The sequence below is a fragment of the Demequina sp. genome, from assembly GCF_016278775.1.
GTDB lineage: Bacteria > Actinomycetota > Actinomycetes > Actinomycetales > Demequinaceae > Demequina.
Genome location: NZ_JADQBF010000013.1, coordinates 38,509 through 57,015, shown reverse-complemented (window position 1 = coordinate 57,015; position 18,507 = coordinate 38,509). Strand labels below are relative to the sequence as shown.

17 protein-coding genes are annotated in these 18,507 nt (G+C 66.2%); 13 read left to right on the top strand and 4 right to left on the bottom strand.

The genetic code is table 11. The features are described 5' to 3' along the window. Window positions 1–42: 42 nt before the first annotated feature. The gene (locus QZZ33_RS02340; protein WP_291377868.1) at window positions 43–972 is read right to left on the bottom strand and encodes a LysR family transcriptional regulator; all 930 of its coding nucleotides are present in this window, start codon (window positions 970–972) and stop codon (window positions 43–45) included. Window positions 973–1,073: 101 nt separating this feature from the next. On the opposite strand from QZZ33_RS02340, the gene QZZ33_RS02335 reads away from it, so the two are divergent. Further along, the gene (locus tag QZZ33_RS02335; protein WP_291377867.1) at window positions 1,074–4,484 is read left to right on the top strand and encodes a bifunctional proline dehydrogenase/L-glutamate gamma-semialdehyde dehydrogenase; all 3,411 of its coding nucleotides are present in this window, start codon (window positions 1,074–1,076) and stop codon (window positions 4,482–4,484) included. A 14-nt stretch (window positions 4,485–4,498) separates the two neighbouring features. Here the strand turns inward: QZZ33_RS02335 and QZZ33_RS02330 are convergent, their stop codons facing one another. Beyond that, the gene (locus tag QZZ33_RS02330) at window positions 4,499–5,266 is read right to left on the bottom strand and encodes a glycerophosphodiester phosphodiesterase (RefSeq protein WP_291377866.1); all 768 of its coding nucleotides are present in this window, start codon (window positions 5,264–5,266) and stop codon (window positions 4,499–4,501) included. Further along, entirely contained in the window at window positions 5,263–6,192 is a 930-nt protein-coding gene (locus tag QZZ33_RS02325) for an alpha/beta hydrolase (protein WP_291377865.1), read from the bottom strand. Before QZZ33_RS02325 ends, QZZ33_RS02330 begins: the two co-directional genes overlap by 4 nt. Before the next feature lie 81 nt (window positions 6,193–6,273). On the opposite strand from QZZ33_RS02325, the gene QZZ33_RS02320 reads away from it, so the two are divergent. The 4 genes from QZZ33_RS02320 to QZZ33_RS02305 all read left to right on the top strand — a co-directional run bounded on the left by QZZ33_RS02320 (window position 6,274) and on the right by QZZ33_RS02305 (window position 9,487). Continuing rightward, complete coding sequence (locus QZZ33_RS02320; RefSeq protein WP_291377864.1) at window positions 6,274–7,674, top strand: MFS transporter; 1,401 nt, start codon at window positions 6,274–6,276, stop codon at window positions 7,672–7,674. A 71-nt stretch (window positions 7,675–7,745) separates the two neighbouring features. After that, window positions 7,746–8,174, top strand: coding sequence for an OsmC family peroxiredoxin (locus QZZ33_RS02315; RefSeq protein ID WP_291377863.1), 429 nt, complete (start codon window positions 7,746–7,748; stop codon window positions 8,172–8,174). A gap of 32 nt (window positions 8,175–8,206) precedes the next feature. Further along, window positions 8,207–8,689: a hypothetical protein gene (locus tag QZZ33_RS02310; RefSeq protein WP_291377862.1), complete on the top strand. Its 483-nt coding sequence runs from the start codon at window positions 8,207–8,209 to the stop codon at window positions 8,687–8,689. Window positions 8,690–8,716: 27 nt separating this feature from the next. Continuing rightward, entirely contained in the window at window positions 8,717–9,487 is a 771-nt protein-coding gene (locus tag QZZ33_RS02305; RefSeq protein WP_291377861.1) for an EI24 domain-containing protein, read from the top strand. Here QZZ33_RS02305 and QZZ33_RS02300 read toward each other — a convergent pair. Further along, a complete protein-coding gene (locus QZZ33_RS02300; RefSeq protein ID WP_291377860.1) occupies window positions 9,484–9,993 on the bottom strand; it encodes a MarR family winged helix-turn-helix transcriptional regulator in 510 nt (169 codons plus the stop codon). The genes QZZ33_RS02305 and QZZ33_RS02300 overlap by 4 nt on opposite strands. A gap of 78 nt (window positions 9,994–10,071) precedes the next feature. Between QZZ33_RS02300 and QZZ33_RS02295 the strand changes: the two genes are divergently transcribed. From QZZ33_RS02295 to QZZ33_RS02260, 8 genes are all read left to right on the top strand, one after another. Next, window positions 10,072–11,493, top strand: a complete 1,422-nt coding sequence (locus QZZ33_RS02295; RefSeq protein ID WP_291377859.1) for an RNB domain-containing ribonuclease — start codon at window positions 10,072–10,074, stop codon at window positions 11,491–11,493. Further along, window positions 11,490–12,089 carry a class I SAM-dependent methyltransferase gene (locus QZZ33_RS02290; RefSeq protein WP_291377858.1) on the top strand — a complete coding sequence of 200 codons (600 nt, stop codon included), beginning with the start codon at window positions 11,490–11,492 and terminating at the stop codon, window positions 12,087–12,089. The genes QZZ33_RS02295 and QZZ33_RS02290 overlap by 4 nt, the downstream gene beginning before the upstream one ends. Before the next feature lie 112 nt (window positions 12,090–12,201). After that, window positions 12,202–12,348: a hypothetical protein gene (locus QZZ33_RS02285; protein WP_291377857.1), complete on the top strand. Its 147-nt coding sequence runs from the start codon at window positions 12,202–12,204 to the stop codon at window positions 12,346–12,348. Window positions 12,349–12,384: 36 nt separating this feature from the next. After that, window positions 12,385–12,969: a CDP-alcohol phosphatidyltransferase family protein gene (locus tag QZZ33_RS02280; RefSeq protein ID WP_291377856.1), complete on the top strand. Its 585-nt coding sequence runs from the start codon at window positions 12,385–12,387 to the stop codon at window positions 12,967–12,969. Between the two features lie 57 nt (window positions 12,970–13,026). Beyond that, the gene (locus QZZ33_RS02275) at window positions 13,027–13,416 is read left to right on the top strand and encodes an FHA domain-containing protein (RefSeq protein WP_291377992.1); all 390 of its coding nucleotides are present in this window, start codon (window positions 13,027–13,029) and stop codon (window positions 13,414–13,416) included. Between the two features lie 8 nt (window positions 13,417–13,424). Beyond that, the gene (locus QZZ33_RS02270; protein ID WP_291377855.1) at window positions 13,425–14,147 is read left to right on the top strand and encodes a MerR family transcriptional regulator; all 723 of its coding nucleotides are present in this window, start codon (window positions 13,425–13,427) and stop codon (window positions 14,145–14,147) included. A 101-nt stretch (window positions 14,148–14,248) separates the two neighbouring features. After that, window positions 14,249–14,812, top strand: a complete 564-nt coding sequence (locus QZZ33_RS02265) for a MerR family transcriptional regulator (protein ID WP_291377854.1) — start codon at window positions 14,249–14,251, stop codon at window positions 14,810–14,812. A gap of 188 nt (window positions 14,813–15,000) precedes the next feature. After that, window positions 15,001–18,429 (top strand): pyruvate carboxylase, encoded by a 3,429-nt coding sequence (locus tag QZZ33_RS02260; RefSeq protein ID WP_291377853.1) that lies wholly within the window; start codon window positions 15,001–15,003, stop codon window positions 18,427–18,429. The last annotated feature ends 78 nt before the right edge of the window (window positions 18,430–18,507 follow it).

Sequence of the window (18,507 nt, the reverse complement as noted above, 5' to 3'; positions counted from 1 at the left end):
CGGGCACGCATCGGTTGCGACGCATGTGAAGCCGCGCTGCCATTACAGCGAGGGGGCGACGGACGGTGCCGTGCCAGCCATGGTGCTGAGCTCCTGGGCGGCGCGTTCAAGAGCGGTCCTCACCGCTGCGATGGCCGAGTCGTGTCGGGATGAGCGACGCGCCGCCGTGAAAACGGTGCGGTATGCGGCGGGCCGCAGGGGATGGGCAAGCGCCGCCATGTCTCCTCGCCCCCACATGAGCCCTGGGAGGAGTCCGACGGCCAGTCCAGACTCGATGAAACGCACGTGGGCTTGAAGGTCGGCCGTCTCGAACCGCACGTCCGGTTCGAAGCCTGCGGTGCGGCACGCCTGCTCGGCGAAGTGCCTGGTCGCCGTGCCTCGGGGCTCCATCACCCAGGACGCATCAGCGACGTCGGCAAGAGTGGTCGCATCCGCCCACGGCCCACCGACACACAGTCTGAGCTCGTCGGTGACGAGCGGCCGACGGTCAACTTGGGGGTAGTGAGGCGCGGAATGATGTGGATACTCCTCCGCCACGACGAGATCGAAGTCGCGCGCCCACGTGTCCGCGAGAGCGGCGCCGGGCTCGGATTGCGTCACGAGCACTCGCAATTTCGGATGAGCGGCCCGGATCGCTCGCAAGGCGGGCGGTACGAGCGCGAGAGCGGCGGACTGAAAGACGGCAAGTTTGACCGTTCCCCTGACGGACTCCCGGTTCAACCGCAACTCGGCCTGTGCCTCTTCGAGGGTCGCGAGCACGGCGTCGGCGTGGGTCACAAGGCGCTCCCCGGCGGGCGTGAGCCGCAAACGTCGACCAGTTCTTACGGTAAGCGGCACTCCCGCCTGTCGCTCAAGTGCCGCCAGCTGCTGTGAGATGGCCGAGGGCGAGTAGCCCATCGCCTCGGCGGTGGCCGCGAGGGTGCCGCGCACCGCAAACTCTCGCAACATGGCAAGTCCCGTGAGATCGAGCATGGTGATAGTTAAGCAGGTCTGCATGGTTGTGGTGATGAATGTGAACTGGTGCTGATCAAGATGGCGGCGCACACTGGCCACAGGGTTCGAAGGGAGACTCGATGCAGCCGACGTCCGAGGCGAATCACCGTGTGGCACACGTGCACGGTCCTGACGAGGTCACCGCCGTGGTGCGCGAGTGGCTGGCCAGGTCAAGGGCGCATCCGGTCAAGGGCTCCGCGACGCTGCTAGCGCGAATGCTTCGCGAGGAGGGCGGCCTCTCGTTTCTCACACAGTTCGTTGACGGGGTGATTCGTCCGGAGGACACGCGCGTGGCCGCTAGGAGCTTCCGTGCGATGGCCGATCGCGACGCCGGGTTCCTCCCCGCCTACCAGCGCGTGTTACTCCGACTGGGATCATGGGCGTCCCGCGTCGTGCCCACCGTGGTCGTGGCGGTGGCCAGACGCACCGTGCGGCTCATGGTGTCTCACCTGGTGGTCGATGCCACTCCCAAGCGACTCGGCCCCGCCCTTGGACGATTGCGGGCAGACGGACACCGCCTCAACATCAACCTGTTGGGTGAGGCAGTGCTGGGCCAGGCAGAAGCCGCGCGGCGTCTCGAGCGCACCGCCGCGCTGCTCAAGAGGCCGGACGTTGACTACATGTCCCTCAAAGTGTCGGCCGCCGTGGCGCCGCACAACCCGTGGGCCTTCGAGCAGAACGTGGCGCAGATCGTCGATACGTTGAGGCCGCTGTTCCGCACGGCAGTGGAGGCGACCGGCGCCTTCATCAACCTCGACATGGAGGAGTACAGGGATCTCGATCTCACCGTGGCCGTGTTCACGGCCTTGCTTGATGAGGACGAGTTCGCGTCTCTGACCGCTGGGATCGTGCTGCAGGCCTACCTGCCGGACTCCATGGGCGCGATGGTGCGCCTGCAGGAGTGGGCCGCCGCGCGCGTCGGCCGTGGGGGAGCCCCCATCAAGGTGCGGTTGGTCAAGGGGGCCAACCTGTCGATGGAAAGGGTCGATGCGGAGCTTCACGGCTGGCCGCTCGCCACGTGGCACTCGAAGGTCGAGTCAGACGCCCACTACAAGCGCCTCGTCGACTACGCGCTCACTCCAGAGCGCACGCGTGCCGTGCACATCGGGATCGCAGGGCACAATCTCTTTGACATCGCCCACGCGCATCTCACCGCTGCCGAGCGGGGCGTGAGTGAAGCCGTCGATTTCGAGATGCTGCTGGGCATGGGCGAGCATGTGGCGCGAGCGGTCGCGGACGACGTGGGGCCGTTGCGCCTCTATACGCCCGTAGTGCACCCTCGCGAGTTCGATGTGGCTCTCGCTTACCTCGTGCGCCGCCTCGAGGAGGTGGCAAGCAAGCAGAATTTCATGTCATCGCTGTACGACATGGCCGCCGACCCAGAGGCATTCGAGCTCGAGCGAGGCCGATTCGTCGAGTCCTGGAACGTGGTCGACCATCCCGCGGCGCCCACCCATCGCGCGGCAACGCGCCCTGACACCCGGGACAAGGTGGAGGAGTTCGCCAACGCGTCTGACGCGGACCCTTCCGTCGCCGCGAACCGGGCATGGGCAACGGACATCTTCGCGAAAGCGTCGTCTTCGCAGGCCGGCAAGGCGACGCTCGACGCCGCGCGGGTCGACACCGCGGACAGACTCGACGAGGAGGTGTCCGCAGCGTATGCCGGCGCCGGAGCGTGGCAGGCGCTGACACCGCACGCTCGCGCGGCACTGCTTCACCGCGTCGGCGACGTCCTGGAGTCCTGCCGGGCCGAACTCATCGAGGTGATGATGTCCGAGGCTGGCAAGACGATCGACCAAGCGGACCCGGAGGTCTCGGAGGCGATCGACTTCGCTCACTACTACGCGGAGCGGTCGCTCGAACTATGGACGATGCCTGGCGCCGCGCCGTTACCCCGCCGGGTCACACTTGTCACGCCGCCGTGGAACTTCCCCGTCGCGATTCCGGCAGGGTCCACGTTGGCCGCCCTCGCGGCAGGGTCGGCGGTAGTGCTCAAGCCCGCCGGGCAGTCGGCGCGGTGCGGCGCCGTTCTTGCCGAGGTGCTGTGGGCCGCGGGAATTCCCCACGACGCGCTCCGGCTCATCGACATCGATGCAGAGGTGATGGGCGAGCCGCTCATCACTGACGAGCGCATCGATCAGGTGATCCTGACCGGCGCCTATGAGACCGCCGAGCGCTTCTTGAGCCTGCGCCCAGGTCTGCGGCTGTTCGCGGAGACGAGCGGCAAGAACTCCATCATTGTGACGCCTTCGGCCGACGTCGACCTGGCCGTGAGGGACGTCGTTGCCTCCGCCTTCGGACATGCCGGGCAGAAGTGTTCCGCCGCATCGCTCGTGATCGCGGTGGGATCCGTCGCGACGTCGCGACGCTTCTTGACCCAACTCGAGGACGCCGTGACGTCGCTCGTGGCGGGGCCGGCTCACGATCCCACCACCCAAATGGGACCCGTGATCGAGCCGGTGCACGGCAAGTTGGAGCGTGCCTTGACAACCCTCGAGCCCGGCGAAAGCTGGATGGTCGAGCCGCGCGCCCTCGACAGCACGGGAACCGCGTGGACGCCAGGGCTCAAGAAGGGCGTCGCGCCAGGGTCCTTCTTCCACACCACAGAGTGCTTCGGCCCCGTGCTCGGCATGATGGTGGCGGCAAACCTCGAGGAGGCGATCGCCCTGCAGAACGCCGTGGACTACGGCCTGACCGCCGGGATCCACTCGCTCGATAAGGCGGAGATCGAGGCGTGGCTTGCCGCCGTCGAGGCGGGCAATGCCTACGTCAATCGGGGCATCACCGGGGCCATCGTGCAACGCCAGCCCTTTGGTGGCTGGAAGCGGTCTGTGGTCGGTCCCACGCACAAGGCTGGGGGGCCGCACTATCTTCAGGCGCTCACCGACTGGGAGCCGCAGGAAACGGCTACGAGTCGCGAACTGCCCGTGGGAGACCGCCTGACATCGTTCCTCGCGCGAGTAGAAGCCCCCGCGTGGGTTCACGCTGCTGCCGTGGACGACGCCCAGGAATGGATCAGGCAGTACGGCACGGCCATCGATCGCACCGGGCTGACGTCGGAGGTCAACGCCCTGCGCTACGCGCCAGCCGACACGGACATTCGGTGGGACGGCTCCGCCTCCGCAGACGCGCTCGTCAGGGTGTGTGCCGCCAGGGTTCGGGCGGGAGGCCGTGGCGTGGTGTCAGCTCCTGGGCCGCTACCGGCGGGGCTGGCCGAAGCGTTGGACGCAGAGGGCGTGACGATGCGCGTCGAGCCGTGGGACGCGTGCCTTCGCCGCGCAGAGCAGCACCTTGGCGGACGCATCAGGCTCGTGGCTGAGGGCGACGGCGCGTCAAATGGCACGGCCAGGGCCGCCGTTTTCGCTCACCGCGCGACCGGCAATCCGACGCTTGAGTTGATGCCGTTCCTGAGGGAGCAAGCCGTGTCAATCACGACGCACCGCTTTGGAACGCCGTTCGAGGCGGCGCGCGAGGTGGCGCGGACGTTGTAGCTGACGCGCAGCCGTCACTCCCACTTTCCGCGGGATACGAGCAGCTCCTTGAGCAGGTCCGCGCGGTCGGTCACCATGCCGTCGACGCCGAGGTCGAGCAGCCGAGCCATCTGTTCAGGATCGTTGATCGTCCACACGTGCACGAGCTTGCCGGCCGCGTGTGCTGCGCTCAGGTGCCGCTCCGTGAGCAGGGCCACCGGTCCAGCGGAGGTGGGTATCTGCAGGGCGTCGACGGAACGCAGCGCCCCCGCAACGTTGGCGCCCGCAAGACCCCCGACAAAGAATGCCGCGGCCTCCCTCGTGCCAGCCGAGGTTGCCACAGGGCGGCTGAGCCGCGCGACAGTCGCCGCCCGCCTGGCGGTGGAAAACGAGGCGATGCACACCCGATCGTGGGCGCCGGTCTTCTCGATAGCGTCGGCGATGGGGACGATGCCAGACTCCGCCTTCACATCGATGTTGACGCGTAGCGTCGGCCAGGTGCCGAGGATGTCCTCGAGCATCGGCACCGGCTCCTTGCCGCCAATCCGTGCCAACTTCACCCGCGCCCACGGCAGGTCGGCCACGAAGCCCTTGCCGTCCGTCGTGCGGTCGAGGGACTCGTCGTGCAGAGCGACGGCTACTCCGTCGGCGGTGCCGTGAGCGTCCGTCTCGACGTAGCGGTAGCCCATGTCCACCGCCGCCTGGAACGCGAGCATCGAGTTCTCGAGCCCGTCGAGCGAGAATCCCCTGTGGGCGAGCGCGGCGAAGGAGCCACTCTTGTCAAAGTAGGGATGCGCAGTCATACGACCACACTATCCATCCAGCGCATCACTGACCCGAGATAGAGTTCGCGAGGCTCGTCCCTTGATAGGGAGAGCTCGTGCACCCCGCCGGGGATGACGAGTTCTTGCACCCGGTCCCCGATGCGAGGCGCCAGCCGAGCAATCTGGCCGACGTCGATCACGGTGTCTTGGTGGTCAAGGAGCGGGTTGTCAGGAGTGTCGGGGCCGCACGAGTCGGACCTGGCGACCAGTACGGGCACCTGTACGTGCAAACCCCGAGCGACCCGCGCGCGTGCGCGGCGCGCGGCCGCGAGCCACGCCGCCCGGATCGGCACCCCTTCCGGGCGCTTGAGCTCGAAGTCGAACTGCCAGCGGCCGCCGCCGGAAACGTGTTGACGTTGGGCGTACAACGACGGCCCTGAGGACACGATGGCTAAGGGGCTTCTCGCGGCGACCACTGGGAGTGCGAGTGCGCGAGTGCGCTGCCAACGCGTGAGCAGCGTTCCGAACAAGGGTGAGTCGAGGATGAGCCCGGCGAGCGCTGGATGGGGACGCTCCGCGGCCCAGATGGCGGCCGCGAGTCCGCCGGTCGAGTGGGCATGAACGACGAGCGGCAGGCCGGGGTGTGCGGCCGCGACGGCCTGGGTGGCGAGCGCGATGTCGTCCCCCTGCTCGGAGATGTCATCCATGTAATGCGGCACGTCACCCGTCTTGAGCGACCGCCCGGCCCGCGCCAGGTCTGCGGCGTAGAACGCGTGGCCCGCATCGGCGAATGCCCTCGCCAGGTGGGCTTGGAAGAAGTAGTCGTTGTAGCCGTGCACATGAAGCACCACGCTGCGAGGTGCAGGGGATTGGTCAACGGGGCGCACCAAGGTGATGGGGTCGATCGCCGACTGCTCATAACCAGGCAAGATGTCCGCCGCCCAGTTGTGAAGGAAATCGCCCATAGCGGCAGGCTATCGGGCCCGAGTGGCCACATGCCGACGCTTCGCAACCGTTTGTTCACGAGAAACGGGCACACTGTGTGCATGAGCAAAGGCGCCGATCCTTCAGACCTGCCCTCCGTCCGCGACGCGATGCCTCTCGAAGGGGACGATGCCTCGGCACCGATTCCGCGGTCCAGGGTGGTCGCGTGGGCGATGTGGGACTGGGCCACGCAACCGTTCAACTCCGTCATCATCACCTTCGTCTTCACAGCCCTCTATTTGACGTCTGACAGCTTCATTGATCCGGAGCTGGTGCCCCTGGGGGAGGGCAACGAGGATTATGATGCCGCGATCGCGCACCTGACCAGCAGCCTGGGGTGGGGCATCACCGCTGCGGGCGTGTTCGTCGCACTCCTCGCTCCCGTCTTGGGGCAGCGAGCCGACGCTTCTGGTCGGCGCAAGGCGTGGCTCGGCGTCAGCACGGCACTCCTGGTGGCCAGCATGTTCGGACTGTTCTTTGTACAGGCAGCGCCTTCGTACTTCTGGCTTGGGGTTGGCCTCATCGCCGCCGGTAGCGTGATGAGCGAGATCGCGGGCGTCAACTACAACGCGATGCTGGTCCAGGTGTCGACGCCAAAGACCGTCGGCCGGGTCTCCGGGCTCGGGTGGGGTCTCGGCTACATGGGTGGCATCGTGGCGCTGATCATTGTGGTGGTGGCTACGGGCGCCGACTGGTGGGGCATGGATACCTCCAACGGCATGGCATTCCGTGTGATCGCCGTCGGTTGTGCCATCTGGACGATCCTCTTCGGCTGGGCCGTGTTCGTGTTCGTCCCCGAAGCTCCCCGCGCGGACCGCCCCACGGTCGGGCTGTTTCAGGGGTACGTGGTGCTGTGGAACGATCTCAAGGACCTGTGGCGCCACGCGCGATCAACGCTATGGTTCCTGCTCGCGTCGGCGGTGTACCGGGACGGTTTGGCGGGAGTCTTCACCTTCGGTGCGATCATTGCGGCGAAGTCGTTTGGCTTCTCGAACGAGCAGGTGATGATGTTCGGGATTGCCGCAAACCTCATCGCGGGCGCATCGACCGTGATCGCTGGAAGATTCGATGACAGGGTGGGGCCGCGCACAGTCATCCTTGCGGCACTGACGGTGATTGTCGCGTCCGGCGTGCTCGTGGTGGCGCTGCAGGCGGTCGGCGCAGTGGCCTTCTGGGTGCTTGGCCTCGTGCTCAGCGCATGCGTAGGCCCGGCCCAGGCAGCATCCCGGTCCCTGCTCGCTCGTGTCAGTCCCAAGGGAAGGGAGGCCGAGATCTTTGGCCTGTACGCCACTACTGGCCGCGCGGCGTCGTTCCTCGCCCCCGCGATGTGGGCCCTGACCATTGACATCACCGGCGCCACCATCTGGGGCACCCTTGGCGTCATCTTTGTGGTGCTCGTTGGCCTCGTGCTGCTCACCCAGGTGCACACCCCGGCAGACAAGGGTGCGTCTACTCACGCCTGACGCCGGGGAAGCGAGCCGAGCCAGCGCGCGTTGCACCACTCGAGGGGGTTCGTCCCAGAGTGAGGAGCACCATGAGCGTCGTCAGCACAGCAAAGGCACACTGGTCCGGAACACTGCCTGAGGGCTCGGGCACCACCACGCTGGTGTCGTCTGGCCTCGGCACCTTCGGCACCTCGTGGAAGGCACGGTCCGAGGGCTCCGGCTCCACGACCACGCCGGAGGAACTCATCGGCGCGGCACTGTCGACCTGCTACTCGATGGCGATGTCGCACGCACTCGGCGACAAGGACTTGGTCGCACACTCGATCTACGTGCACGCGAAGGTGACGTTCGTGCCTGGCGAGGGCATCACGCTCATCCGCTTGAGCGTGTCCGCAGACATCCCAGGCCTTGATGCCTCAGAGTTCGCGACCCTGGCAGAAGAGGTCAAGGGTGCCTGCCCCGTGTCACAGGCGCTTGCTGGCACGACGATCGAGTTGGAAGAGGTCTCGCTCGCGTAGAGAGCGCATACCACCCGGGGTATAGTGCTCGGATGCGTCTCTTCCTCACCGAGCTCAGCCGTTGGACCGCGAAGCGATGGTGGTTCGCCCTTGCCACGGCAGTCGCGACCTACCTCTTCATCGCCTTGCCCACCGCGCTCATTGACAACCCGATCTTTGGCCGGGAGATAGAGCCGACGTGGTGGGCTGGCGGCGCGCTCGTGGTGAGTTCCATCCTCGCGGGGCTGGTCGCTGCCACCTACGTGGCGGGCCCCGATACGGCGCCCAGAAAGCGCGAGGGGCGGCTCGGCTGGGCTGGCGGCCTCGTGACGTTCTTTGCGGTGGGATGCCCCGTGTGCAACAAGCTTGTGCTCGTCGCGCTCGGCTACACGGGAGCGATTCAGTACTTTGCGCCCATCCAGCCCTACCTGGCAATCGGAGCAATCGCGCTGCTCGGATGGGCCTTCGTGGCGAGGGTGCGCCGGGAGAACTCCTGTCGGATCCCGAATCGGACCATGGAGTCTGCCGACGCGTAGCCGGCGGGTGCCGGTAGCGTGCAGTCCATGCGCGCACTACGCGATTTCGCCCAAGGGGTCGGCCTGTATTGGCGAGGCGTGCGTACGTGGAGTGCAGACCCCGCGCTGATGGCCATCGGGTTGCTGCCCGGTCTGATCACGATGGCGCTCTTCATTGCGGGGTTTCTGGGTCTGGGCTGGGGCCTTGACGGCGCGACGGACTGGATTGCCGACAGCATCGTGGGCGGCGAGAGCGGCCTCCACGGCATCGTCCAGTTGGCGGCGGCCCTCGCGCTTATCGGCGTCGGGTTGCTTCTGTTCGTCTACGCCTTCGTGACCGTGACCTCGGTAGTCGGCCAGCCCTTCTTCGAGCACATTTCCCACCGCGTCGACGCGCGCCTTGGCCCCGTTCCTGAGGCGCCTGAGTGGCCATGGTGGCGCAACGCGTGGCGCGGAGTGGGGGAGGGGGCGCGCCTGTTGCTGCTCACGGTTCCACTCTCGCTGTCCTTGCTGCTGCTGGGCCTGGTACCCGTGGCGGGCACGGCCGCATCATGGATTCTTGGAGCGCTCGTCGGTGGCTGGTTCGTGGCCCTCGAATTCACGGCCATCCCTTTCGAGCGCAGGGGCATGGTGTTGCGCGATCGCAGACGCCTGCTAGCGGTGCGACGAGCGCGAACCCTCGGCTTCGGCGCGATGGCCTTCATCATGTCGGCGGTGCCGCCGGTCGCCGTTCTCACGATGCCATCGGCCGTCGCTGGCGGGACGATCTTGGCAAGGCTAGCGATCGACGAGTCCGCGGCGGCTCGGCCGCGAGCCTAGAGAGCGGCCGGTGAGGAGTCGAGCGAGGCCTCCAGAGCCGCAACCTCATTCAGACAAGTGGCCGGGCCCGCCGCGCGGCCGATCGCCACCAGTTGTTGCGCCAACGATGTGCGCTCATCGACGGACACCATGTGACTCAACTGCGCGGCAACTGCTGAGACGTAGGCGGGCTGCGCGGCGCGCACGGCCCGAGCGCCCACCGTGGTCAACGTCACCCACGTGCCACGCATGTCGGCATCGCAATCGACGCGCTTGAGCAACCCGCGCTTCTCCATCCGCGTGATCTGGTGGGAGGTACGAGACTTCTCCCAGGCGAGCATCTCGCCGATCTCTCGGGGCCTTGCGCGCTGCAATGGGGAGGTCGCAAGCGCGCTGAGGATCTCATACTCGGGCAGAGACACCCCTGCGGCATCCTGTAGCCGCTGCTCCACTCCTGCCGTGACCTGCCTGGTCGCCAGGTGGAGGGCGCGAAAGAGCGTCACGTCGATACCGGGCGTCGCGCTCACCCTGCAAGATTAGCGGGGGAGGGTGCCGCGTCAAAGGGTGGCGAGGTCGCACACGACGGGCCCGCATAGGGTGTTGCCATGCCAAAGCCCCGCCTGATAGCCCGCGTGCCGCTCGACGAACTGGTGCCCCGCTTCACCGAGATCCGCCAAGAAGCGGGCGTTCGGGTCACGCGTAGCGACGCCGTGGCATCGGAGGCGGTGGAACGAGACGAGGATCCCGACCACATCGTCGGCGGACGTGCCGACATGACCGACGTGCCCTTCGTGACGATCGATCCCGAAGGCTCTCGGGACCTCGATCAGGCTATTCACGTGGAGCGCGCGGGAGACGGCTGGCGCGTGCGCTACGCAATCGCGGATGTCGCCGCGCACGTGACACCATCGGGCGCGCTGGACGCGGATACGTGGGATCGCGTCGAGACGGTGTACTGCCCTGACATGCGCGTGGGGCTCCATCCCCCGAGCATGTCCGAGGGCTTTGCCTCGCTCCTCGCGGGCCAACGCACCAAGGCCGTGGTGTGGGACCTGGTCGTCTCGCGAGATGGCACCTTGAGTTCCACCGAGGTGGGGCGCGCGTGGGTTACCTCCGTGCGGCAGTATTCGTACACGGAGTTGGTGGACTCCCCGCCGACCGAGGCCGTCGAGTTGGTGGCGCTCATGGCCGAGTTGGGTGCGGCGCGGCGGAGCGTCTTGCGCGAGGCGGGCGCGGTTTCGCTTCCCAAGCCGAGCCAAGAGGTGGCGCGCGACCAGGACGGCCTCCACCTTGAGTTTCGTGCGGCGCGCGGCATCGAGGACGACAACGCTCAAGTGTCTCTGCTGACGGGCATGGCGGCGGCGCACCTCATGCTCGACGCCGGGGTGGGGATACTGCGGACGATGCCCCCGGCAACGGACGACGCTGTCCGGCGGCTCAGGCGCCAGGCGCTCGCCTTGGGCGTCGACTGGCCTAGAACTGCCACCTATGCGGACGTGCTCGACACCATTGACCCGGCATCAGCCACCGGAGCCGCATTCCTCACCGCGGCGGTCACCCTCTTCAGGGGCGCCTCCTGGGAACCGTTCGACACCCACGGGAGGATGCCAGTGCCAGACACCGCGACCCACGGAGCCCTCGCCGCCCCGTATGCACACGTCACGGCTCCGTTGCGCCGTCTTGTGGACCGCTACGGCACGGAGGTGTGCCTCGCGCACGCGGCTGGCGTGCCCATTCCGTCATGGGTGACGACGGCCCTTCCGCAACTGGGACAGACGATGCTTGCGGGGGTCAGGCGGGGCGGCACGGTAGACAGGGCCTGCATCGACGCCGTGGAGGCGGCCGTGCTCGACGCACACCTGGGCGAAGACTTCGACGCGGTAGGGCTTGACCACGACACCGTTCAACTGGCGCACCCCGCCGTGGTGGCACGCTGCTCCGGCGAGATTCCCGTAGGGGAGCGGCTCCAGGCCACGTTGGTGGAGGCTGACATCCGCGAGGGCGTGAGATTTGTGGTGAAGGCGTGAGCGACACAAAGCCCCGCGACGTCTGGGAAGAGCGCTACCGGGCGTCGACGGTGTGGACCGGCAAAGTCAACGCGCACCTCACCGATTGGCTTGGAGGCCCCCCACAGGTGAGACCGGGCACCGCCATCGACCTGGGCTGCGGGGAGGGCGGCGACGCCATCTGGCTGGCGTCGCTTGGCTGGCGGGTCACCGGCGTGGATTTTGCACAAGCCGCGATCGACCGCGCCCGCGTTGCGGCGCGTGCCAAAGGACTCGACGTCACGTGGGTGGTGGCAGATCTCACCGAGTGGGCTCCCCATCATCGAGCGGATCTGGTGACGGTCTCGTTTGTGCACGAGCCTGAGCACATACGCGCCGCTGTCTGGCGTGCCGCAGCGCGGGCCGTCGCTGACCCGGGGACGCTTCTCGTGACCGGCCACGCGCCCGACGTCGATGGAGCGCCGGGGCCCCCAACTGACACCCGCTTCACGGTGGATGAGGTGCTTGCAGTCCTCGGTGAGCCCTGGCGCGCAGAGGTGCGTGAGGTGCGCAGAGTAGGAACAGGTCACCACGCTGGCCACGCGGTGACCGACGTGGTGATGTCCTTGACCCGCTAGCGGGCTGACGGTCGATGCTGCAAGCAATCTCGCGATGCGCGAACGTGGCCGCTAGGTGTAGCGGCCGGGGCCCTCGCGGGGTAGGTTCGAAGTACCCACGAAAGGAGGCGTCATGGCCGAGGACACCACTCTCAGTCGGCACGAAGTTTTCGAGCAGATCCGCGCTAGTGAGCTAGCGCGAGGTGCTTCAGAGGACGATGCGGCCCGCGTCGCCGCCGAGAAGGTCGACCAGGTGATGGAGATCAAGAAGGCCGAGTAGCGACGCGGGGCTGACCGACATCTATACGATGACTGCATGCCGCCAGCCCAGCCTTCAGAATCGTGGTGGCGGCTGAACGCCACTTTGCCCAACGCCATCACGGTGGTGCGCATCGTGCTCATTGGCGTCTTTGTCGTGTTGTTGGTGCGCCACCAAGACGCGTGGGCCATCACCGCTCTTGCCGTGGCCGGATTGAGCGACTTCGTCGACGGGTACCTTGCGAGGCGTCTTGGCCAGGTTTCCGACCTGGGACGCATGCTCGACCCGGCCGCAGATCGGCTACTCACGGTCGCCGTGGTGGTCGGACTCGCGTGGCGCGAGATTATCCCGTGGTGGCTGGTGGTGGCACTGCTTGCCAGGGACGCAGTGATGGTGGTGGCGTTGCTGTGGCTAGCGCGGCGGCGCCTGCAAACACCCACCGTGACCTTTCTGGGCAAGTCGGCGACCGCGGCGCTCTATGTGTTCCTGCCCCTGTCTTACCTGGCATTCGGGCGCTGGGATACGGTGCACACTGTGGCGCTCGTCGGTGCGACCGTGGCCGCCGTCGTCTACTGGGGCTCCGCCGTGCAATACCTGTCACAGGCACGCCGCGCTGGTTCAGTAACCGCCTCAACACCCTAGAATGGTTCACGGAAGGGAGGCGCCATGACATACGACGAGTCGCCGGTCGAGAGGACGATGTCGCTCGGCTCGCATTTGCCAGCTGATGAGGCAACTCCCGCGCGCCTCAGCAACCAAGACCAGGTTGCAGTGGATGCGCTGTCGGAAGACCACGCCCTGCTGGTTGTTCATCACGGCCCGAACGCGGGTGCGCGATTCCTCCTGGACGTCGATCTGACGTCCGCGGGCAGGTCGGTATCGTGCGATATCTTCCTCGACGACGTCACCGTCAGCAGGGAGCACGCCCACTTTGTGCGCGCGGGCAACGAGTTCTTGGTGCGCGACGCTGGCTCTCTGAACGGCACCTACGTGAACCGAGAACGGGTAGCGGAGGCGGAGTTGCACGAGGGCGATGAGGTCCAGATCGGCAAGTATCGCTTGACGTTCTATCCAGGACACCGGCACTAGGCACCGTCATGAGTGAACCGGCGTCCCCGCTACCGTCGGCGAGGGTGGAGCCGCCGCGCACCACGTGGCCCCACCAGTTGTCACACGACCGCATCTTGCGCGTGGGCGACGTGCTTGCCGCGCTCCGCATGGAGTTCCCCTCACTCAGCACGTCCAAGCTCCGTTTCCTCGACGCTCAGGGACTGGTCGCGCCCGGACGCGCGCCGTCCGGCTACCGGCAATACTCGAATGCCGATGTGGAGCGTGTTCGGTACGTTCTTCGCCAACAGCGGGACGCATACGCCCCGCTGAGCGTCATCAAGGACCGGCTCGAGGCGCTCGATTCCGGCCTGGCCCATGAACCGCTGTCGTTGGCGGCGGCCGGCGACGGCTCCGACGGCCTGGTATCCATCGCCGAAGCCGCGCGCCTGACCGATACGCAACCGGAGATCGTCCTTACGTTGGTAGCAGAGGGACTCGTGGAACCGGTCTCACCCGGAGTGTTCGCGCGAGACATGCTCCCGCTCCTCGCGGCGAGTGTGCGCTATCTCGAGGCAGGCGCCGACGTACGCGAGTTGCGTTCGCTCGCGCGCGCTGCTCGACGTGAGGTGGATGCGGCAACGGCGGCCGCAGCGCCGCTGCGTCGGCGCGACGATCGCGGCTCTGAGCGCGCCGCTAGCGCCGTCAGGGTGGAGGCCGCTGGCGCGCTCTTCGCGGCTTTGCTGCACCAATCTGACGCTGACGGCGATTAGCGCGCCCTTTCAGACGCGACACGCGGTAGCGTGAAGTGCCGAGGTCGTTGTATCGGAGGGCTCGAAACCCTAACGTTGAGGTCGAAGGTGAAGGAGGGGTCATGGCAGACGCTGATATCCCCGCACGGGACCAAGGCGTGCTCTTTGACGACGGCCTGTCCTCCTTCGATGAACACGCGGGATATCGCGGGCCAGCCGCGTGCAAGGCGGCAGGCATCACGTACCGTCAGCTCGACTACTGGGCGCGCACGGGTCTCGTCGAACCCACCGTGCGACCGGCAACAGGCTCAGGCACACAACGCCTCTATGGTTTCACCGACATCCTGGTTCTGCGCGTAGTCAAGCGGCTGCTTGACTCGGGAGTGTCGCTCCAGCAAATCCGCAGCGCCGTAGAGCACCTGCGCGAGCGGGGCGTTGATGACCTGTCGCGGATCACGCTCATGTCGGACGGCGCCTCGGTATACGAATGCACATCTGACGACCAGGTGATTGACCTGGTACAGGGCGGTCAAGGCGTATTTGGCATCGCGTTGGGCAAGGTATGGAGGGAACTCGAGGGCTCCCTCGCGAGCCTCCCTGCCGACCTCGGTCATGCACACCACGCCGCCGCGGAGATGGTGGACGAGTTGGCGCAGCGCAGGGCTCGCAAGGCGACGGCTAGCTGAGGAACGGTAGAGCCGAACCGCCGCGGCGCGTGGAAATCGCCCGCGCTGCGCTGCCCCACGGCGTCGTCATCAGACGGTTCGATCTGCACCCCCGCGCAGCGTCGTCGTAGGCCCAAGGTCTGTCGACACGGGTGAAGGCGTGGCCTTCAGAAAACTGGCAAGATAAGGCCAACGTCGAAGGGATACCAATGTTTTCTAAGGTCCTCGTTGCCAACCGCGCCGAGATCGCCGTCCGTGCCTTCCGTGCCTCCTTCGAGAACGGAGCGAAGACGGTCGCGGTCTTCCCTTATGAGGACCGCATGTCGGAGCACCGCCTGAAGGCCGACGAGGCGTACCAGATCGGTGAGATCGACCATCCCGTGAGGGCATATCTCGACGTCAATGAGATGATCCGTGTGGCGAAGTTGTCAGGTGCTGACGCGGTGTATCCCGGCTATGGATTCCTGAGTGAGAACCCCGAACTGGCGCGTGCGTGCGCCGACAACGGCATCACGTTTGTGGGGCCGCCCGCCAAGGTTCTTGAGATGGCTGGCAACAAGAAGACCGCCATCGACTCGGCCAAGAACGCAGGCATCCCCGTGCTCGCGTCAACCGATCCAAGCACTGACATCAAGGCTCTGATGGCCGAGGCAGACGAGGTGGGCTTTCCGATCTTTGTGAAAGCCGTGGCTGGCGGTGGCGGCCGCGGCATGCGTCGCGTCGAACGCAAAGAGGATCTCAAGGACGCGCTCAAAGCAGCCATGCGCGAGGCGGAGGCAGCCTTTGGCGATGCCACCGTATTCCTTGAGCAGGCCGTCATTCGGCCGCGCCACATTGAGGTGCAGATTCTGGCAGACGCTGAAGGCAACGTCGTTCACCTGTACGAGCGCGACTGCTCGTTGCAACGTCGGCACCAGAAGGTCGTCGAGATCGCACCAGCGCCGAACCTTGACCCGAAGGTGAGGGAGGCGCTGTGCCGCGACGCCGTGGCGTTTGCGAAGTCGATCGGTTATGTCAACGCCGGAACCGTCGAGTTCCTGTTGGACACCGAGGGGGAGCGCGCAGGTCAGCATGTGTTCATCGAGATGAACCCGCGCATTCAGGTCGAACACACCGTGACGGAAGAGGTCACCGACATCGACTTGGTAAGCGCCCAGTTGCGCATCGCGTCTGGCGAAACCCTGGAGCAGATTGGCATTCGCCAGGAAGAGATCCGCACCAACGGGTTCGCCATTCAGACGCGCATCACCACGGAAGACCCCGCCAATGGCTTCCAGCCGGACACGGGGCGAATCGTCGCCTATCGCAGCCCTGGCGGCGCTGGCGTGCGACTTGACGGTGCGACGGGCCTCGCTGGCGGTCGCATCACGGGTCACTTCGACTCGATGCTGGTGAAGCTCACGTGCCGCGGCAGAGACTTCCCGACGGCGGTGAGCCGAGCCCGGCGGGCGCTGGCTGAGTTCCGCATCAGGGGAGTCGCCAACAACGTGCCGTTCTTGCGGGCCGTGCTGGAGGACCCAGAGTTCTTGGCGGGGGACTTCTCCACGCGCTTCATCGAGGAGCGTCCAGACCTCGTCGCGGTATCGCAGTCACAGGAGCGCTCCACCAAACTGCTCGCGTACCTGGGCCATGTGTCCATCAACAGGCCTCAAGGCGAGCCACCTAAGATGATTCGCACGGCCACCAAGCTTCCCGTGCTGGATACCGACGCCGAGATGCCCGACGGAGCGTTACAGCACCTGCGCAGGGTGGGCCCCGCGCAATTCAGCGCCGACCTGCGGGCCCAAACCGCGCTCGCCGTGACGGAAACCACGCTGCGAGACGCCCACCAGAGCCTGCTGGCCACTCGTCTTCGGACGTTCGACATGCTGCAGTCGGCCGAGCACGTCGCACGCCTCACGCCGCAGTTGCTCTCGGTCGAGGCGTGGGGTGGCGCGACGTATGACGTAGCCATGCGGTTCCTCAGCGAGGACCCGTGGAAGCGACTGGCGGCCCTCAGAGAGGCCATGCCCAACCTTCCGATCCAGATGCTGCTACGCGGCCGCAACACCGTCGGCTACACGCCCTACCCTGACGAGGTGGCACATGCCTTTGTGCACGAAGCCGCAGCGACAGGCGTCGACATCTTCCGGATCTTTGATGCGTTGAACGACATCGAGCAGATGCGCCCCGCGATTGACGCCGTGCTCGAGACTGGGACTGCCGTTGCGGAAGGCACGTTGTGCTACACGGCCGACCTCACCAATCCAGGCGAGAAGCTCTACACGCTTGATTACTACCTGGGCCTGGCGGAGAAGCTCGTGGACGCCGGCGTCCACATGCTCGCCATCAAGGACATGGCAGGTTTGCTGAGGCCCCCAGCGGCGCGCACGCTCGTGACGGCTCTACGGAAGAACTTCGATTTGCCTGTTCACCTGCATACCCATGACACAGCAGGTGGACAACTCGCTACACTCTTGGCCGCCTCGGAGGCCGGAGTGGATGCCGTCGACGTCGCAAACGCCGCGATGGCCGGAACCACCTCGCAGCCCTCAATGTCGGCGCTCGTCGCCGCGCTTGAGCACACGGAGCGCGATACGGGATTGTCTTTGGAGGCGGTGACGGACTTCGAGCCCTACTGGGAGGCTGTGCGGCGCCTATACGCGCCGTTCGAGTCCGGCCTGCCAGGGCCGACAGGGCGTGTCTATCGTCACGAGATTCCCGGCGGGCAGCTGTCAAATCTGCGCCAGCAAGCGCTGTCGTTGGGACTGGGGGAGCGTTTCGAGGACATCGAGAACATGTACGCCGCTGCAGACCGCATTCTGGGCCGACTGGTCAAGGTGACGCCGTCATCCAAGGTAGTCGGAGACTTGGCATTGCACCTGGTAGGACTGGGTGCTGACCCGAAGGACTTCGCCCAGAACCCTGGGTCCTACGATGTTCCCGACTCCGTCATCGGCTTCCTTCGCGGCGAACTAGGGGACCCGCCAGGGGGATGGCCGGAGCCTTTCCGCGAGAAGGCACTCACGGGTAGGGGAGAGACCAAGGCCAAGGTCGCGCTCAGTGACGATGACAAGGCGTTGCTTGCTGAAGCAGGCGTACCTCGCCAGCGTCGTCTCAACCACTTGCTGTTTCCCACGCCTGCCGACGACTTCGACAAGGCGGTGGAACTGTACGGTGACATCTCCGTTATCGACACCTACCACTACCTGTACGGAATGTCGCCCGGCAGTGGGGAAGAGGTCAACATCCACATGGAGAAGGGCGTCACGATGTTGGTGACGCTGGAGGCAATTGGCGAGCCTGACGATCACGGGCTGCGTTGGGTCATGTTCAACTACAACGGCTCCATCCGTCCGGTGCAGGTGCTTGATCTGTCGGCCGAGGTCAGCGTGCATGCACGTGAGAAGGCCGATTCCTCTGTTCCCGGCCAGGTGGCGGCGCCTTTCGCAGGTTCCGTCACGCCCTCGGTGGAAGTTGGCGATACCGTGGAGGCAGGCGGCTCAGTAGCCACCATTGAGGCAATGAAGATGGAGGCATCGATCACCACACCGGTGGGCGGCAAGGTGACCCGCGTGGTGGTGGACGGCACGGAGCCCCTCCAGGGAGGCGATCTCGTCGTCGTCATTGATGGGGTGCAGGACCAGGGACTTTCTTGATCATCATCCCTGGTAGACCACGTTGATCTGGGACCACAGGACCTTTGGCATGTGCCTGTGCGAGACACACGAGAGACC

What these genes read in the sequence shown, in the direction of transcription:
- QZZ33_RS02270 (WP_291377855.1), top strand. Translation starts at nt 13,425, where the DNA reads ATGAGTGAACCGGCGTCCCCGCTACCGTCGGCGAGGGTGGAGCCGCCG.
- QZZ33_RS02260 (WP_291377853.1), top strand. Translation starts at nt 15,001, where the DNA reads ATGTTTTCTAAGGTCCTCGTTGCCAACCGCGCCGAGATCGCCGTCCGT.
- QZZ33_RS02285 (WP_291377857.1), top strand. Translation starts at nt 12,202, where the DNA reads ATGGCCGAGGACACCACTCTCAGTCGGCACGAAGTTTTCGAGCAGATC.
- QZZ33_RS02310 (WP_291377862.1), top strand. Translation starts at nt 8,207, where the DNA reads ATGCGTCTCTTCCTCACCGAGCTCAGCCGTTGGACCGCGAAGCGATGG.
- QZZ33_RS02330 (WP_291377866.1), bottom strand. Translation starts at nt 5,266, where the DNA reads ATGACTGCGCATCCCTACTTTGACAAGAGTGGCTCCTTCGCCGCGCTC.
- QZZ33_RS02340 (WP_291377868.1), bottom strand. Translation starts at nt 972, where the DNA reads ATGCTCGATCTCACGGGACTTGCCATGTTGCGAGAGTTTGCGGTGCGC.
- QZZ33_RS02275 (WP_291377992.1), top strand. Translation starts at nt 13,027, where the DNA reads ATGTCGCTCGGCTCGCATTTGCCAGCTGATGAGGCAACTCCCGCGCGC.
- QZZ33_RS02335 (WP_291377867.1), top strand. Translation starts at nt 1,074, where the DNA reads ATGCAGCCGACGTCCGAGGCGAATCACCGTGTGGCACACGTGCACGGT.
- QZZ33_RS02320 (WP_291377864.1), top strand. Translation starts at nt 6,274, where the DNA reads ATGAGCAAAGGCGCCGATCCTTCAGACCTGCCCTCCGTCCGCGACGCG.
- QZZ33_RS02315 (WP_291377863.1), top strand. Translation starts at nt 7,746, where the DNA reads ATGAGCGTCGTCAGCACAGCAAAGGCACACTGGTCCGGAACACTGCCT.
- QZZ33_RS02295 (WP_291377859.1), top strand. Translation starts at nt 10,072, where the DNA reads ATGCCAAAGCCCCGCCTGATAGCCCGCGTGCCGCTCGACGAACTGGTG.
- QZZ33_RS02280 (WP_291377856.1), top strand. Translation starts at nt 12,385, where the DNA reads ATGCCGCCAGCCCAGCCTTCAGAATCGTGGTGGCGGCTGAACGCCACT.
- QZZ33_RS02305 (WP_291377861.1), top strand. Translation starts at nt 8,717, where the DNA reads ATGCGCGCACTACGCGATTTCGCCCAAGGGGTCGGCCTGTATTGGCGA.
- QZZ33_RS02325 (WP_291377865.1), bottom strand. Translation starts at nt 6,192, where the DNA reads ATGGGCGATTTCCTTCACAACTGGGCGGCGGACATCTTGCCTGGTTAT.
- QZZ33_RS02265 (WP_291377854.1), top strand. Translation starts at nt 14,249, where the DNA reads ATGGCAGACGCTGATATCCCCGCACGGGACCAAGGCGTGCTCTTTGAC.